This window comes from Paenibacillus sp. Soil724D2, from assembly GCF_001427935.1.
In the GTDB taxonomy this organism is placed as follows: Bacteria; Bacillota; Bacilli; order Paenibacillales; family NBRC-103111; genus Paenibacillus_E.
The window spans coordinates 160,568-177,544 of the sequence record NZ_LMRY01000060.1 but is presented as its reverse complement, the minus strand read 5'-3'; the positions used below and the strand labels follow the sequence as shown (position 1 = coordinate 177,544).

The 16,977-nt window shown below is 45.7% G+C and carries 10 protein-coding genes; 8 read left to right on the top strand and 2 right to left on the bottom strand.

What is annotated here, in order from left to right; all coding sequences use genetic code 11:
* Positions 1-4 precede the first annotated feature (4 nt).
* From ASG85_RS35935 to ASG85_RS35925, 3 genes are all read left to right on the top strand, one after another.
* The gene (locus ASG85_RS35935; protein ID WP_060649430.1) at positions 5-3,703 is read left to right on the top strand and encodes a dynamin family protein; all 3,699 of its coding nucleotides are present in this window, start codon (positions 5-7) and stop codon (positions 3,701-3,703) included.
* 270 nt (positions 3,704-3,973) lie between these two features.
* On the top strand, positions 3,974-5,815 hold the full coding sequence (locus ASG85_RS35930) for an ABC transporter ATP-binding protein (RefSeq protein ID WP_082588366.1): 1,842 nt from the start codon (positions 3,974-3,976) through the stop codon (positions 5,813-5,815).
* Complete coding sequence (locus ASG85_RS35925; protein WP_060649429.1) at positions 5,812-7,659, top strand: ABC transporter ATP-binding protein; 1,848 nt, start codon at positions 5,812-5,814, stop codon at positions 7,657-7,659. Before ASG85_RS35930 ends, ASG85_RS35925 begins: the two co-directional genes overlap by 4 nt.
* 1,406 nt (positions 7,660-9,065) lie before the next feature.
* On the opposite strand, the gene ASG85_RS38560 is transcribed toward ASG85_RS35925, so the two are convergent.
* Positions 9,066-9,269, bottom strand: coding sequence for a hypothetical protein (locus tag ASG85_RS38560; RefSeq protein ID WP_156397091.1), 204 nt, complete (start codon positions 9,267-9,269; stop codon positions 9,066-9,068).
* A 53-nt stretch (positions 9,270-9,322) separates the two neighbouring features.
* Between ASG85_RS38560 and ASG85_RS35920 the strand changes: the two genes are divergently transcribed.
* From ASG85_RS35920 to gyrA, 5 genes are read left to right on the top strand one after another with little or no spacing between them, the layout of a single operon-like run.
* Positions 9,323-10,138, top strand: coding sequence for a GDSL-type esterase/lipase family protein (locus ASG85_RS35920; RefSeq protein ID WP_200957342.1), 816 nt, complete (start codon positions 9,323-9,325; stop codon positions 10,136-10,138).
* A gap of 14 nt (positions 10,139-10,152) precedes the next feature.
* Positions 10,153-11,115 carry an ABC transporter ATP-binding protein gene (locus ASG85_RS35915; RefSeq protein ID WP_057301737.1) on the top strand — a complete coding sequence of 321 codons (963 nt, stop codon included), beginning with the start codon at positions 10,153-10,155 and terminating at the stop codon, positions 11,113-11,115.
* 15 nt (positions 11,116-11,130) lie between these two features.
* Entirely contained in the window at positions 11,131-12,123 is a 993-nt protein-coding gene (locus ASG85_RS35910) for an ABC transporter permease (RefSeq protein WP_029193094.1), read from the top strand.
* A 28-nt stretch (positions 12,124-12,151) separates the two neighbouring features.
* Positions 12,152-14,119 (top strand): DNA topoisomerase IV subunit B, encoded by a 1,968-nt coding sequence (gene parE / locus ASG85_RS35905; RefSeq protein ID WP_060649428.1) that lies wholly within the window; start codon positions 12,152-12,154, stop codon positions 14,117-14,119.
* Between the two features lie 24 nt (positions 14,120-14,143).
* Positions 14,144-16,585: a DNA gyrase subunit A gene (gyrA, locus tag ASG85_RS35900; protein ID WP_057301735.1), complete on the top strand. Its 2,442-nt coding sequence runs from the start codon at positions 14,144-14,146 to the stop codon at positions 16,583-16,585.
* Here gyrA and ASG85_RS35895 read toward each other — a convergent pair.
* Positions 16,576-16,743 carry a hypothetical protein gene (locus ASG85_RS35895; RefSeq protein WP_200957347.1) on the bottom strand — a complete coding sequence of 56 codons (168 nt, stop codon included), beginning with the start codon at positions 16,741-16,743 and terminating at the stop codon, positions 16,576-16,578. The two genes, gyrA and ASG85_RS35895, sit on opposite strands and share 10 nt — an antisense overlap.
* Positions 16,744-16,977: the final 234 nt, after the last annotated feature.

Sequence of the window (16,977 nt, the reverse complement as noted above, 5' to 3'; positions counted from 1 at the left end):
ACGAATGACGCAAATGGTGGATATAAGCATCTCGGTCATGCCGGATGCGATCAGAAACATGCAGATTAATCTGCAAGCAAAAGGGGATTACGACAACGCAAGCAAGCTAGGTCAGCTGCTTGATAAAATAGACGCTGGACGGATGAATATAGCGTTCTGCGGTCATTTCTCAGCAGGGAAATCGACCCTGATTAATCAGCTTTGTGGGCACGCCTTGCTGCCGTCCAGCCCGATTCCAACAAGTGCAAATATCGTGAGTATTCGTAATGGGTCACCGGGTGCACATGTTACGCATCGTATGAAGGATGGCACAGTAAATAATCTGGGAAAACCAAAGACGATTGCACTGGAAGAATTAGAAGCGTATTGCGTCAATGGTACCGATATTGAAACGGTTGAGATTACGTATCCGATTCCATTTCTGGGCAGTCAAACGGCACTGCTTGATACTCCAGGGATTGATTCTACAGATGATGCTCATCATCAATCTACGGAGTCGGCTTTACATCTAGCCGATGTAGTTTTCTATGTTATGGATTACAACCATGTTCAATCCGAAGTCAATCTTGCATTTACGAAGAAGATGAAGGAGTGGGGAAAGCCGCTCTACTTGGTTGTAAATATGATTGATAAGCATAAAGAATGGGAGCTTCCTTTTGCACAGTATCAAGAGGGGACGAAGCAAGCGTTTCTAAGCTGGGGCATCGAGCCGGATGATTTGCTGTTTGTAACCATGAAGGAGCCGAACCATCCGCATAATGAGTATGCGAAGCTGCAATGGCTCCTAAGCCGTTTGATTGAGCGCGGTGATGAACTGCGAAGCTTCAGCATCGACGCATCCGCGCGTTATCTTGCAGCAGAGCACGGCAAGTGGTTGGCTGATCAGCATGAGCCGCAGAAGGCGGAGCTTATGGAGCAAATCAGCCAGGTAGGTGACGTGCAAGAGGTTCAGGCGCAAGCTGCTGCGAAGCAGGAAGAGCTTGCAGCGGTGAAGGGACGGCCGGAAGCGTTAACGGCGGCGCTCCGTAAGGAAGTTGGCATGATTATCGAGAATGCCAATATCACACCAGCCTTGACCAGGGATCAGGCTCATGCGTATTTGGAGAGCCGTAAGCCTGGGTTCAAGGTAGGCTTTTTCTCTAGAGCTGCGCAAACGGCTCTGGAGACGGAGAAACGCCTGGGAACGTTTCAGGCGGATTTGGCTGAGCAAGTAGAAGCACAGCTGGATTGGCATCTGAGGGATGCTTTGAAAAAGGCTGCTCAGGAGCAAGGGCAGCATGATCCTGCCCTTACCGCGCAAATCGAAGCGCTGAAGGTTGACGTAACGACACAGTGGCTTGGAGCGCAAGTGAATGCTGGCGCAACCTTCGGCGGCGAATATACGCTCAACTACATGAAGCAGGTATCATCTGATATTAAACAGCAGTACCGCAAACAGGCGTTTGCGGTGATTGATCTGCTCGCGGCTGCAGTCCGCGAGGGGGGTGCGCAAGCGGCTGACGCGCTTGCGGCAGAACTCGAAGCGCTGGGCGTGCGCCTCAGCGCTTGCCGGGAACTGCAGCGCCTCGAGGAAGCCGAGGCGGAGGCAGAGGCTCAGATGCTTCGCATGGCCATCTGGCCTAGACCGCCTGCGCCGGCGCTGCCGGCTGCGCAGCAGTACACGGCCATGGAGGAGACGGCAGCCGCCCCGCTAAGCGGGGGGCTTCACGTGACCTCCATGGGCACGATCCTGCAGGCCGCTGCCACGGCATCGGCGGCCGCAGGCACTACCGCTGCCCCTGTGGAGGCAGCGTCATCAGCGCCTACCGCGTTCACCTCGGGTGAACACGGTAAGCGCATGGAGCGCAAGGCCGCCGATTTGCAGGCGGCCTCAAGCCTCATCGAGGGCCTGCCGTCGATGAGGTCGATCGCGCGCTCCATGCGCGAGAAATCGGAACGTCTGCGGCAGCGGACGTTCACGATCGCCCTGTTCGGCGCCTTCAGCGCCGGCAAATCCTCTTTCGCCAATGCGTTGATTGGGGAAAGAGTGCTGCCGGTTTCGCCGAACCCAACGACGGCGGCGATCAACAAGATCATGCCGCCGCAGGAAGGTTGGCCGCATGGCACAGCCAAGGTCAAAATGAAGAAGACGGACGCGATTATGCAGGACGTTCTCTATTCTTTGGACATACTCGGCGTGCAGGCGACAGACATGACATCAGCACTCAAACGCATAAGCGCCCTTTCTCCAGCGGACGTTACGGCCAAAGGGAAGCCGCACTATTCTTTCCTGAAGGCAGTGGAGAAGGGTTGGGCACTAGCCCATGATCATTTAGGGACAGAACTGAAAATAACAAAAGATGAGTTCCCAAGCTATGTTGCAGACGAATCTAAGTCCTGTTTTGTTGAATTTATCGAATTATATTATTCCAATCCATTGACTGAACAAGGTATTATATTCGTTGATACGCCAGGGGCAGATTCCATAAATGCTCGTCATACCGGGGTAGCTTTTAACTATATTAAAAATGCGGATGCTATTCTTTTCGTTACTTATTACAATCACGCCTTCTCGCAAGCAGATCGCGAATTTCTTTTGCAGCTCGGACGTGTGAAGGACAGCTTTGAGATGGATAAAATGTTTTTCATCGTCAATGCGGCTGACCTTGCCGCTAGCTCGGAAGAATTAAATGGCGTAATTAAACATGTGGAAACGAATTTGCTGCAGCATGGCATCCGGAATCCGCGTATTTATCCAATATCCAGTTATTTGGCCGCAGAAGGTAAAATAACAGGAAACGAAGCGTTGGTTACCCAATCTGGCATTCAGCCATTTGAGCAAGAGTTCGTGAAGTTTACGTTCAATGAGCTTAGTGATGTCGCTATCCATGCAGCTAATTTAGAGCTTAATCGCGCGATTGCTACTATGCAGCAATGGCTGGAGCGTGCGCAGTCCGGGGAGGAAGAACGGAAGCTTCAGTTAACCAAGCTAGGACAAGCGGAGAATGCCGGAACAGAGCTTCTTGAAAGTACTCTTTATGAAGCGGAGCTCAAAGAATTAAAGAAAGAAATTCAGGAGCTTCTGTATTACGTCAAACAGCGCACGATGTACCGCTTCGGTGAATTATACAATTATGCGTTTAATCCTTCGACCTTCAGGGATGATGCCAGAGATCCGAAGCAAGCTCTACAATCTGCATGGAGTGAGCTGCTGCGAATGATTGGCTACGATTTATCCCAAGAGGTATTAGCCACAACGCTTCGGGTTGAAAATCGCATGAATCTGATTAGCAAGAGCCGTGTAAAGCGCTGGGAAGAGCAGCTTGGTGAGTTGATGGAAGGATTCGAAAGTGGAACGTATGAATCAAATAAGTTCGTGACACCTGAAATTACGTCTAAACTAGATGTTCCAGATGTAACCTTGAAGTTGCTCCAAAGTCATTTCAAAAATGCGAAGCAATTTTTCGAAGGCGATGGCAAAAGCAAGCTCAGAGCAGATTTGGAAAATCGGATGAACACACCAGTTGCCGAATTTATCGAGCAGCAAACCATGGAGCTTGAACAAGCTTATGCGAATCAGTTGGAAAATTGGCTTGCAACTCAGAAAAATCTGATGCTGCAACAACTGAATGAGCATGCAGAAGGGCTTCGCGATGCGCTCGAAATGAAGATTGATTTGAACGAACTTATATCCAAACAGCATCAATTAAAGGCTTTTGTTTAATGATTAAACAAAAGGGTTGGTCGGGTTCTATTGAACTTGGCCAACCCTTTATTACGTATTGCCATGTAAGGGCTTACATCGATGGTTATCTGGATGATTTTAAAGAATAGGGGGGATTCCTGCAAGATTTTGTGAAGTTATGGGCATTTAAGCGTTTAAATCCTCGTATCCTCTGATTGCTCGCTAATAGGGATGGTGTTAAGATTCATTAGGTAATAAAACGCTTTCTAAGCTTTTCCAATTTATCCTTCTTGAGGAGGGGGCCCCAAAGTGGAAGTGTTCAGGCAACTGAAGCCGTATTTTTGGCCAGAGAAAAAATTATTTTTTGGAGCAATTGCATGTTTAGCGGTGGCAACCGCGCTCGGTCTCGTTTATCCGAATTTACTACGGTATTTAATCGACGAGGTGATCACGAAGAAACAATTTGAGCTCGTTCCCAGACTTGCGCTTGTAGTCGTACTAGTCGTTTCAATGAAGGGGATGTTTCAATTTCTTCATGGCTTATGCGGAGGCCGTTTAGGTAACCGCGTCGCGTATCATTTGCGTAATGCGCTGTACAACAAGCTCCAGTACTTATCCTTTCAATATTATGATCAGGCAAGAACAGGGGACTTAATGTCAAGATTGACTGCTGATTTGGAGGCCATTCGACAGTTTATCGGCTTTGGCTTCGCTCAGCTCCTAAACGTGATGTTGATGCTGGTTTTCGGTATGGGAATGATGTTTTCGATTAACTGGAAATTGGCTTTACTTACGATGATTACAATGCCTTTTCTGGCGTTTACTGCCATTCGTTTTGAAGGCAAAATTCATCCGGCTTTTCGAATGGTACGTCAATCCCTCAGTACGATGACTACTGCGGTACAAGAAAATATTACTGGGGTTCGAACGGTGAAATCGTTTGCGCGTGAACCTCATGAGGTAACGAAGTTTTCAGCACGCAATGAGGATTATAAAGCCATGAATATCGAGACCTCAGGGATCTGGGCGAAGTATTTTCCAATCATGGAGATATTGGCGAATTTAAGTGTCGTCACTTTGCTCGGAGTTGGCGGATACATGGTGATCGAGAATACCATTACATTAGGTGAACTCGTCGCTTGCTTCAGTCTTATCTGGTACATCATTGGACCGATGTGGGGTTTGGGCTTTCATATTAATAACTTCACACAAACCAAAGCTTCGGGTGAGAAAATTTTGGAAGTTTTGAATCATTACATGCATGTGAAAGATCAAGAAGGTGCGATTGCTTTGAAGAGTGAACATGTAAAAGGTCATGTACGTTTTGATCATGTCACATTTTCATATCCGGAAAAACAACCTGCACTCTATGATTTCTCAGTTGATGCTCCACCTGGTTCTGTTATAGGTCTTTTAGGCAGCACAGGCTCGGGTAAAACAACAGTCATTTCCTTGCTAATGAGGGCTTATAACGTTAAAGAAGGCAAGGTTATGTTAGATGGTCAAGATATTCGATCTTTGCAAGTAGAAAGCTATCGCAATCAGATCGCTACAGTTTTCCAAGAAACATTCTTGTTTTCCTCTTCAATCCGAAACAATATCTCTTATGGACGTAAAGATGTGACGATGGATGACATTATTCGGGCAGCTAAGTTGTCCAAAGCGCATGATTTCATTATGGAGCTTCCGGAAGGTTACGACACGGTTGTTGGTGAACGCGGATTAGGCTTGTCCGGAGGTCAAAAGCAGCGGATTGCCATCGCTCGGGCGCTGATCAAAGATCCTAAAATTCTCGTTCTGGACGACGCAACTAGTGCGGTTGATATGGAAACGGAACATGAGATTCAAGCAGGCTTCGGCGAGGTTATGAAAGGGCGTACAACATTCATCATTGCTCACCGGATATCTTCCTTGAAGCATGCTGATGAAATTATTGTTCTGGATAAAGGACGGATTGTGCAAAGAGGCACACATCAGGATCTGCTGCAGCAGGACGGACTTTACCGTCAAACCTATGACATTCAGTATGCGGATGGGCCTCAGAGAACGGCTGCAAGCAGCCAGGCTGCGGCAACAAAGGATTCGGGTTTGGATTTGGATTTAGAAGCATTAAACCATTCTCCATCGCAAGAAAGAAGGTTAGCACATTGAGTACTAATTCGACGCAAGCCGAGGCATCTGCCAAAAGAGAAGATTCCCAAGCGGGGCAACGATTCGTATATCAAGATGATGAACTGATTGAAAAGCCCTTTGATTGGGGTCAGTTGAAACGTTTATTTAGTTATATGAAGCCTTATAAGAAACAAATGCTGCCTATCATCATTATCATGATGTTGGTAGGAGCAATCACCAAGCTTACCATTCCACTGCTCATTCGTGAAGCTATTGATAATTCCATCATTCCTAAGGATAAGAATCTGCTTTTCCTAATCGTTGGGATCATGCTTACGGTATATGTCATTCAATGGCTAGCCAATACATTCCGTATTAAATATACGAATATGATTGGTCAGCGGGTCATCTACGATCTGCGTCATGATTTATTCAGTCATATTCAAAAGCTGTCATTTCGTTTCTTCGATACACGTCCGGCAGGCTCTGTGCTCGTTCGAGTTACAAACTATGTGAATTCTTTGCAAGATTTGTTTACGAACGGTGTTGTTAACTTATTAATTGATGTTGTGCAGCTCTGCGGCATTATTATTATTTTGTTGACGTTTAATTTCAAATTAGGCGCGTCGATTATCGTGACGGTTCCGATTATGTTCCTCATATCGACTCAGCTTCGGAAAAAGATTCGTCGTGCTTGGCAGGACGTGACGATGAAGCAATCCCGTCTGAATGCTCATTTAAATGAATGTATACAAGGCATCAAAGTTACACAAGCCTATACGCAAGAAAAGGAAAATATTCAATTCTTCACCAAAATGAATATGGTCAATCGGTTGTCTTGGAACCGAGCTTCTATGCTCAATCAATCGTTTGGTCCACTCATTGAAATTACGGGAGCCGTTGGCTATTGCATTCTGTTCTGGCTAGGTGCTCATTTAATTCAAACGGAAGAAATATCGGTCGGTTTATTAGTAGCATTCGCTACTTACATAGGCTATTTCTGGGAACCTATTACGCGTTTAGGACAAATGTATTCCCAACTGCTCATTGCAATGGCTTCAGCGGAGCGGATCTTCGAGTTTATTGATGAGGAACCAACTGTGGCTGAAATCGAAGGCGCTAAAGATTTATCAAGTATCCAAGGGAATGTGAAGTTTGAGAATCTCGTATTTGAGTATGAGCCTGGCAGACCTGCACTCAAGGGCATTAATTTAGATGTACAGGCTGGGCAATCCATAGCGTTAGTTGGCCATACAGGTTCGGGTAAAAGTACGATTATGAATTTATTATGCCGCTTCTATGACCCAAATGAAGGCAAAATACTTATCGATGGCCAGGATATTCGTCATGTAACCATACGAAGCTTGCGTTCTCAGATCGGAGTCGTGCTTCAAGATACGTTTATTTTCTCTGGTACGATTCGGGATAATATCCGATTCGGTCGGCTAGATGCTACAAATGAAGAGATTGAGCTTGTAGCCAAGGCTGTTCATGCGCACGATTTTATCATGAGTTTGCCTGCTGGCTATGATACAGAGGTTCAAGAGCGCGGTAACGTACTCTCGATGGGGCAGCGTCAGTTGTTATCCTTTGCCAGGGCACTGCTTGCGAACCCGCGTGTTCTTATCTTGGATGAAGCAACGGCTAGTATTGATACGGATACTGAGCTCAAAATTCAGGAAGCTCTCAAAACGCTGCTTGCCGGTCGAACCTCCTTCATCGTCGCACACAGACTTTCTACGATTCGGAATGCTGATAAAATCGTAGTGCTCGATCATGGGCGAATGATGGAGATCGGTAATCATGAGGAACTCATGAAAGAACAAAAGATTTACTTTGGACTAATTCAAGCTCAATACAAATTTTTGCAGGATGCGGTTTAAGGTTCTGAGATAAAGCTGTTTAACTGCTGCGGCGGTTAAATGGCTTTTTTCGGTGAATAGAGGAAGTTTAGAGCATGGAAGTGAGTTGATTGGGTTGATGGGAAATAGCTTCTCAGCCTACATTTTCCGCAATGATTTTCCTTGCAATAGGATCGGAAACCGAGCCTATTGTAAGCATCGACAAATGAGAGCTCGGTTTACGAGCTTATCTCATAAGATAAGAATTTATATGTTTTGGGTGACAGAAGGCAACCCTTTAATACAGGTGGGATAAGGCCTGATATCCGTGCTGCGTGTGGCTTGTAACGATGATTTACATCGTTGCAGATGAAAAAAGCGCTGACATCCGTGCTGCGTGCAACTTGCAACGATGTTTTACATTGTTGCATATGAAAACAGTGCTGGCTCCCGCGTTGCGTGGAACTTGCAACGATGTTTTACATCGTTGCAAATGCCTCAGCCGTGGCTGTCTCGCGCGGTAACGATGATTTTCAGCGTTCAGATGAAAAAAGCGCTGACATCCGCGTTGCGTGCAGCTTGTAACGATGTTTTACATCGTTGCAGATGTCTCAGCCGTGGCAGTCTCGCGCTGTAACGATGATTTTCAGCGTTGCAGGTGAAAACAGTGCTGGCTCCCGCGCTGCGTGGAACTTGCAACGATGTTTTACATCGTTGCAGATGTCTCAGCCGTGGCAGTCTCGCGCTGTAACGATGATCTTCAGCGTTGCAGATGAAAAAAGCGCTGACACCCGCGCTGCGTGGAACTTGTAACGATGTTTTACATCGTTGCAGATGTCTCAGCCGTGGCTGTCTCGCGCTGTAACGATGATTTACATCGTTGCAGATGAAAACAGCGCTGACATCCGCGCTGAGTGCAACTTGCAAAGATGTTTTACATCGTTGCAGATGAAAACAGCGCTGACATCCGCGCTGAGTGCAACTTGCAAAGATGTTTTACATCGTTGCAGATGTCTCAGCCGTGGCTGTCTCGCGCTGTAACGATGATTTTCAGCGTTGCAGGTGAAAACAGTGCTGGCTCCCGCGCTGCGTGGAACTTGTAACGATGTTTTACAATGTTTTACATCGTTGCAGATGTCTCAGCCGTGGCAGTCTCACGCTGTAACGATGATTTTCAACGTTGCAGATGAAAAAAACGCTGACATCCGCGCTGCGTGCAACTTGCAACGATGTTTTACATTGTTGCAGATGTCTCAGCCGTGAGTGTCTTGCTCTGTAACGATGATTTACATCGTTGCAGATGTTCAAGTAGCTAGGAGGGGCTGTTAAACGAAGGACGTGGCTATGGCCAGGGTTTTCTCAATATCATCACCAAGCGAAAGCTCGGAAAACGGTTTTCTGTCTACCATATACCAGCCTACTCCACGATTTCAAAGTAAAATAGGCCATCACAGCAGCCTATACGCTGTTGAACTACCAAGAGACATCCTAAACAATCGTCTCAGGCTGCTGCCGCCTTCCCAAAGACGCATTTTTGTTAAAATAGAGCCAGCTTCTTTGAAAGCAGCATATTTTTTCAAAATAAATGAAACGGGTAACTCACGATCCCTTGTGGGCCCGATCCGTATTGTAATGTTTGCAAATTTATTCAAGAAGCTATACTCTTAGAGTGAATTATGCCAATTATTCGCAGGAGGGGACTTCCTTGAGATCATCTCGTTTTATGTGGGGCGCAATTGGCCTTACAGCTTCGATATCTACGATAGTTTTCGCAGTAGGCTTTGCTTACGCGGCGAATCAAATATGGTTTCCCAAAGCAACCGGAGACCTCAATCTTGTAACGACTTCGCCTAAGAAAGAAACAATGATTGAGAGTAAAAGTAAGCTTCAGATTGTTGCACTTGGAGATTCATTAACTGCAGGAACAGGTGATAACACTGGCAAAGGATACGTTGGACGTGTCCGGGAAAAGCTGGAGAAGGAAAGCGGTAAGCCAGTATTCGTGCTTAATAATCTGGCGATTCCAGGCTATAAGAGTGACCAACTTCTCTCAGATCTAGCGCTGAAAAAGACGCAGGATGCACTCGCTCAGGCGGATATCATTTTACTCACGATTGGTGGCAATGACATTTTTGCTGGTGGGGAAGGGCTTTTTAAAGGAGAAAATCAGACGGAGTTTAACCCAGAGGGTGCGCTGAAACGCGTAGAACCTGCGCTGGCCAAAATGGATAAGGTCATTCAAGCAATTAATAAGGCCAATCCGAATGCAACTGTGTTGTATGTTGGCTTATATCATCCTTTTCTTGATTTAGATCCCAAAAAAGAAGGTTCGCTTATTGTACAGCGTTGGAATAACCGTGTCTTTGAAATGATGAATCGTTATCCTCATATGGCCATTGTCCCAACCTATGATTTGTTTGAACAAAATTTGATCAAATATTTGTCCTCAGCCGATCATTTTCATCCAAACGGGGACGGCTATGAACGCATTGCCGATCGGATTGTTCAAATTCTAAAGTAGGGGAGGCCAAGCAGATGGCAGTAGCAGCAGTACCAACGACGGTTTTATCTGTGAAAAATTTAAAAAAACGAATTAAAAATAAAGAGATTATTAAAGGGATTTCTTTTGATGTATACGCAGGTGAAATCTTCGGTTTCTTAGGACCCAATGGGTCAGGCAAAACAACGACGATTCGTATGCTCGTTGATTTAATACGTCCGACTGAAGGGTCTATTCAGATTTGTGGGCACGATGTTCACAAGGAGCATAATCAAGCGATGCGCCATGTCGGTTGTATCGTCGAGAATCCCGAGCTATATTCTTATTTGACAGGTTGGGAAAATCTTGAGCATTTTGCAAGAATGCTACCGAATGTCGACGATAAACGAATCCAAGAGGTCGTTGAGATCGTCTCCATGGATCAACGTATTCACGATAAGGTTCGTACTTATTCCCTTGGTATGCGTCAACGACTCGGTATTGCTCAGGCACTGCTTGGACGGCCTAGTTTGTTGATATTGGACGAGCCTACGAATGGTCTTGATCCACAGGGAATTAAGGAAATGAGGGAGTTCATTCAGCGTTTGGCCGCGGGTGGACTAAGCTTATTCGTGTCCAGTCACTTGCTTAGCGAGATTCAACAGATGTGCCATCGTGTAGCCATCATTAGTCATGGTGAAGTCATTCAAGTGGGTGCTGTCGATGATTTGGTCGCTCAAGGCGGCAAAGTGGTGTGGTCCGTGTCTCCGGCCGACAAGGCCGAGGGGCTTTTAGAGGCGTCGCCGCTTGTGCACGCCATTGAGGAAATTTCTCAAGAAAGTCCAATCGGCTTGCCCTTGGCGGTGAAACAAATCGTTACTCAAATGGACAAGGAAAACGTCCCGCAGGTAAGTCAGCATTTGATGGAAGCAGGAATTAGCCTGTTTGCTGTAGAAATCAAAAATCCAACACTGGAAGATTTGTTCTTGAGCCTAACCGAAGGTGAAAGAATTGAGTAGGGGAAGGTGAAAGAATTGCTTAGTTTATATGCCCTTGTCAAGAATGAATGTATTAAAATGATTAAGAAAAAGCGCTTTTATGTTATCCTACTTATACTTCTTGCATTAATCCCTATGTTCACTTATGCTCAAATGCGAGTTGCCCAAAATACACAAAAGCAGTTTGGTACAACGGATTGGAAGGCGGACCAACGGCAGAAAATTGCCGACTGGGAAAAGCGTTTAAGCTCGGCTCGAACGCCGGATGAGTGGAAACAACAGCTTAGAGTGCAAATTCAAATCGCTAACTATTATCTTGAAAAGGATGTAGATCCGAGTACACCGAATGCGGTTACTTTTACACGCGAGTTTGTGAAAAATGCGGTCGGTTTATTCATACCGCTCATTATCATGGTCATTTCCGCTGACATCGTATCATCTGAGCATTCTACGGGGACTATTAAATTATTGTTGACAAGACCGGTCCGGCGATGGAAAATCCTATTGAGTAAATTAATTACGGTTGTCTTCTTTACTTCGCTAACCGTATTGTCCACTGGTGTCTTATGTTATTTGATTTCTGGTGTTGTTTTCGGCTATAACGGATGGACGATGCCTGTATTTACAGGTATTCAGCTGACAGGTACGGAAGTGGATTTCAGTCTAGTACGTGCAGTTGATCAATGGTTCTTTCTTATCATGGAGTTTGGATTGGTTTGGTTCTCAGCATTAGTTGTTGCACTCATGTCACTAATGCTATCCGTTCTCATCCGTTCCACTGCAGCAGGTATGGGGGTCATGCTTGCCGTATTAATATCAGGGACCATTCTTTCGAACATGGTATCTTCATGGGAAACTGCGAAATATTTGTTTATGGTCAATTTAGACTTAACTAAGTATTTAACAGGTGGCCTTCCGCCAATAAAAGGGATGGACTTGACCTTCTCTCTAAGTGTTTTAAGTGTGTGGGCGATTGCTTCACTCATTGTTTCCTTTACGGTATTTTCACGAAAAGATGTTTTGAATTAACGGTTATATTAGATAAAGGAGGGCTTCAATGTCCGAGCAGCTAGAATTTGCGAAAGGAATAGCCCCAACATCGAATTATGAGGCTGATGATATACAAGTCCTGGAGGGTCTTGTAGCGGTTCGTAAAAGACCAGGGATGTATATTGGTAGTACAAGTGCATCAGGACTACATCACCTGATCTGGGAGATCGTGGACAACGCAGTTGACGAGCATCTTGCCAAACATTGTTCCAAGATTAATGTGACGATACATAAAGATCAGTCCATTACGGTTCAGGATAATGGCAGGGGGATTCCAACCGGTATGCATAAGACCGGTGTACCAACTCCACAAGTTGTATTTACAATTTTGCATGCCGGCGGCAAATTTGGCGGATCAGGCTATAAGAAGTCTGGCGGACTCCATGGTGTTGGCGCATCGGTAACGAATGCTTTATCCGAATGGCTGGAAGTAGAAATTTACCGAGATGGCAAGGTGCATAAAATGCGCTTTGAATATTGGGTCGACGATGCAGGAATCGAGCATGTTGGTGAACCCGTTACTGGACTTGAAGTAGTAGGGAATACCAATCGCACAGGAACGAAAGTAACCTTCAAGCCCGACAAACGCGTATTTCAAGGCGGTACAACTATAAACTACGATACCTTAGCTGAACGTCTGCAAGAAATTGCTTTCCTCAACTCTGGACTTCTCGTAAACTTGAAAGACGAACGTTCGGATAAGCTAGACACTTTTCAATATGAGGGTGGCGCAAGTCAATTTGTTGAATTCCTCAATGAGGAGAAAACAGTTCTTCATCCTGTGATTCACTTTGCTTCAGAAAAGGATGAAATCGAAGTAGAAGTGGCCTTGCAGTACAATGATGGCTATACGGAGACGATTGCTTCCTTCGTAAACTCAATCCCTACCCGCGGCGGCGGTACCCATGAGACCGGGTTTAAGACAGCTTATACACGCGTCATGAATGAATATGCCCGTAAGGGGGGCATTATCAAAGAAAAAGAAAAAAATCTTGATGGCACCGACCTTCGGGAAGGTATGATGGTTGTTATCAATATCAAGATGGGCGATGTTGAATTCGTTGGTCAAACGAAAGATCAGCTTGGAAGCGCAAATGCAAGAAGTGCAGTAGATGCAGTTGTTTCTGATAAAATGACTGTTTTCTTGGAGGAAAATCCGCAAATCGCGCAAATGATGCTGAAGAAGGCTGTACAAGCTTCCAAAGCACGGGAAGCGGCTCGTAAAGCGCGGGAAGAAATTCGCAGCGGTAAAAAAGGAAAGAGTGAGAGCTCGAACCTGAATGGTAAGCTAACCCCTGCACAATCGAAGGATTTGCAGCGCAATGAGTTGTTCATTGTCGAAGGAGATTCCGCCGGTGGCTCAGCCAAACAAGGACGTGATTCTAAACACCAGGCGATTTTACCGCTCAAAGGAAAACCGATGAATCCCGAGAAATCCAAGCTTCTCGATATTATGAAAAATGATGAATACAAAGCGATCATCGCCGCCATTGGAGCTGGAGTTGGCTCTGAATTCGAAGCAGAAGAGATGAATTACGGCAAAATTATTATTATGACAGATGCAGACACGGACGGTGCGCACATTCAGGTTTTGCTTTTGACCTTCTTTTACCGCTATATGAAGCCATTGATCGATCAGGGTAAAGTGTACATCGCACAGCCTCCGCTTTATAAAGTGACAAGAAAAGGCAAGAATGGCGGATACAAGTACGCTTGGACGGACGATCAACTACAGGTTGTTGTCAAAGAACTTGGTAAGAATACCGAGCTGCAGCGCTATAAAGGTCTTGGTGAGATGAATCCAGAGCAGTTGTGGGAAACGACGATGAATCCGGAAAGTCGTACCTTGCTGCAAGTACAAATTGAAGATCCAGCAAAAGCGGAACGACGAGTAACAACATTAATGGGCGATAAGGTAGATCCACGCAAGCGGTGGATTATCGAGAACGTCGATTTTACCGAATATGTAGAGTAGACCAAAAAGAGTGGTGAATGAAAGATGAGCATATTAGAAGAGTTTTTACCTGCCTATCTGGAGGAGATCGTTGGCGATCGTTTCGGGCGTTATTCTAAATATATTATTCAGGATCGCGCGATTCCAGATGTAAGAGATGGTTTAAAACCTGTACAACGACGTGTATTGTACGCGATGTACGACTCTGGCAATACCCCTGATAAGCCTTATCGTAAATCGGCCAAAACCGTCGGTGATGTCATGGGGAATTACCATCCGCATGGAGATGCTTCCATCTATGATGGTATGGTTCGTATGGCACAGCCGTGGAAGATGGGCCACACGCTCGTGGATGGCCATGGAAACTGGGGATCCATGGATGATGATCCGCCGGCAGCTATGCGTTACACAGAGGCGAGACTTTCTGAGATTGCGATGGAACTACTGCGTGATATCGAGAAACGTACGGTCATGTTCAAGGATAATTTCGATAATTCCACGAAGGAGCCCGTCGTGCTTCCAGCGCGGTATCCGAACTTATTGGTAAATGGTGTTACCGGGATTTCGGCTGGGTTCGCAACGGAAATTCCACCGCATAATTTACGTGAAATTATTGATGCTTGCACAGCCATGATCGACAAGCCTGAGATCAGCGTCGAAGAATTGATGACGATCGTTAAAGGACCCGATTTTCCTACTTCAGGCATTATCATGGGTGAGGAAGGCATTCGCGAAGCTTATCGCACGGGAAAAGGCCGTATTTACATACGTTCCAAAACAGCGATAGAAGATATGCGCGGCGGCAGACAACAAATTGTCATCACGGAAATCCCTTATCAAGTAGTCAAATCTCGTCTGGTTACGGCCATGGAGAACATTCGGCTTGAAAAGAAAATAGAAGGAATTGCCGAAGTACGCGATGAAAGCGGTCGTAATGGGTTGCGGATTGTTGTGGAGCTTAAGAAGGAAGCTGATGCCCAGGGTATTTTAGCTTACTTACTGAAGAAGACTGACTTGCAAGTGACCTATAATTTCAATATGGTTGCGATTGTGAATAAAGCGCCTCGTCAATTGGGTATTCGTGAAATTCTTGAAGCTTATATTGGGCATCAGAAGGAAGTTGTTACATTCCGCTCCCAATACGAGCTTGAGAAAGCCGAAGACCGTGCACATGTATTAGAGGGACTTGTTAAAGCTCTTAACATCTTGGATGAAGTTATCGCAACGATTAAAGCTTCCAAGAATCGGCAAGATGCGCAAAACAACCTTGTTGAGAAGTTTGGATTCTCGGAGCGACAAGCAGATGCTATTCTTGTTTTGCAATTATACCGATTAACGAATTTAGAAATCACAACGCTTGAAAAAGAGTTGAAAGATGTAGAGAAAACAATTGCCTACTTACGTGGTATTCTTGGCAGCTTGAAGAAGCTGTTAGGCGTAATTAAAGATGAAATGGGCGAAATCCGAAAGAAGTATGGCATCGACCGCCGCTCGGATATTCAAGGCGAAGTGGAAGAGTTGAAGGTTAATCTCGAGGTACTCGTCAACGCGGAAGACGTCCTTGTTACGTTGTCCAATGAAGGTTACCTGAAACGGACGAGCAAGCTTTCGTTCACACGTTCAGGCGGAGAACTCGAGAACACAGGACTCAAGGAAGGCGATTACTTGCGCTTCCTGCTCGACGTGAACACGATCGAAAGCTTGTTGATCTTCACGAAGAAAGGTCAATATTACTTACTGCCTGTCCATCAAGTTCCTGAGTATAAGTGGAAAGAGAACGGCACTGCGATTGTAAATGTCATTCCTATTGCCAAGGAAGATCGTATAGTAAACGTTATTCCAGTGAAGGGCTTTGAGGATCCGACCAAGTCGCTTGTGTTCGTCACACGCAAAGGACAAGTGAAGCGTACAGAGCTGAAAGAATATATGACGAACCGCTCAAACGGAATCGTTGCTTGTAAGCTAGGTGACAGTGATGAAGTCCTTCGCGTACACCTAAGTGACAATACGAAAGAAATATTGCTTGTCACGAAGCAGGGCATGAGTATCCGTTTCCGTGAGGAGGAAGTGAACCCGATGGGCCGTGCGGCCGCGGGTGTGCGCGGCATCCAGCTCAAGGAAGACGATGAGGTCGTCTCGGCCGAGTGGATTTATGGGGATGAGGGAGAAGTGTTGGTCATCTCGGACCTCGGGTATGCGAAGCGTTCCCTAGTTGTGGACTATCCCATCCAAGGACGCGGCGGAAAGGGCATACTTACCTTTGAATTTAAAGAAGGCAAGCGTGTGAGACCTAATGGTTCAGCGTTAATACGCACATTTATCGTGAAAATGGATTATCTCATTACGGCTGTCATGAGTAATGGGGAGAAGCTGCGTTTCTCAACAGAGACAGCACCTCTGGAGGATCGAAAAGCACAAGGTAAACAACTTATACCTGTTTCCAAAACAGATGCGATCGTTGAGATCTTGAGATTCCCTCAATCATAGCTGACTGTAGGTGGATCCAGCTTCTCAATGAGCATAAAAGCTAACTCCAATAGGACCCACAGGGGCATCGGTTCGTCTAATCGATCCAGCCACTGTGGGTCTTTCATTATGCCAGCCTCTAGTGCCTTTTTACCAAGCTCTATTTTCCAAGCTTCCACCTTAAACCACTCCTTTGAGTTTTCTTCAGAAATTATCATCGTAAAAATAAGACCTTTGAGATCGTCGAAGTTGCAGAAAGTGCAACAATTACTGCCTAGATCCGGCCTCTTACCCATCGGTGTTGCACAATGTACAACAATTGAGCTCGATATAGGCGATTTTGCAACAAATGTGCTCAAAATGTTGTACGAAATGCAACTTCAAGTTGAAAAATGGCCTTTTGGCGTTTGAAT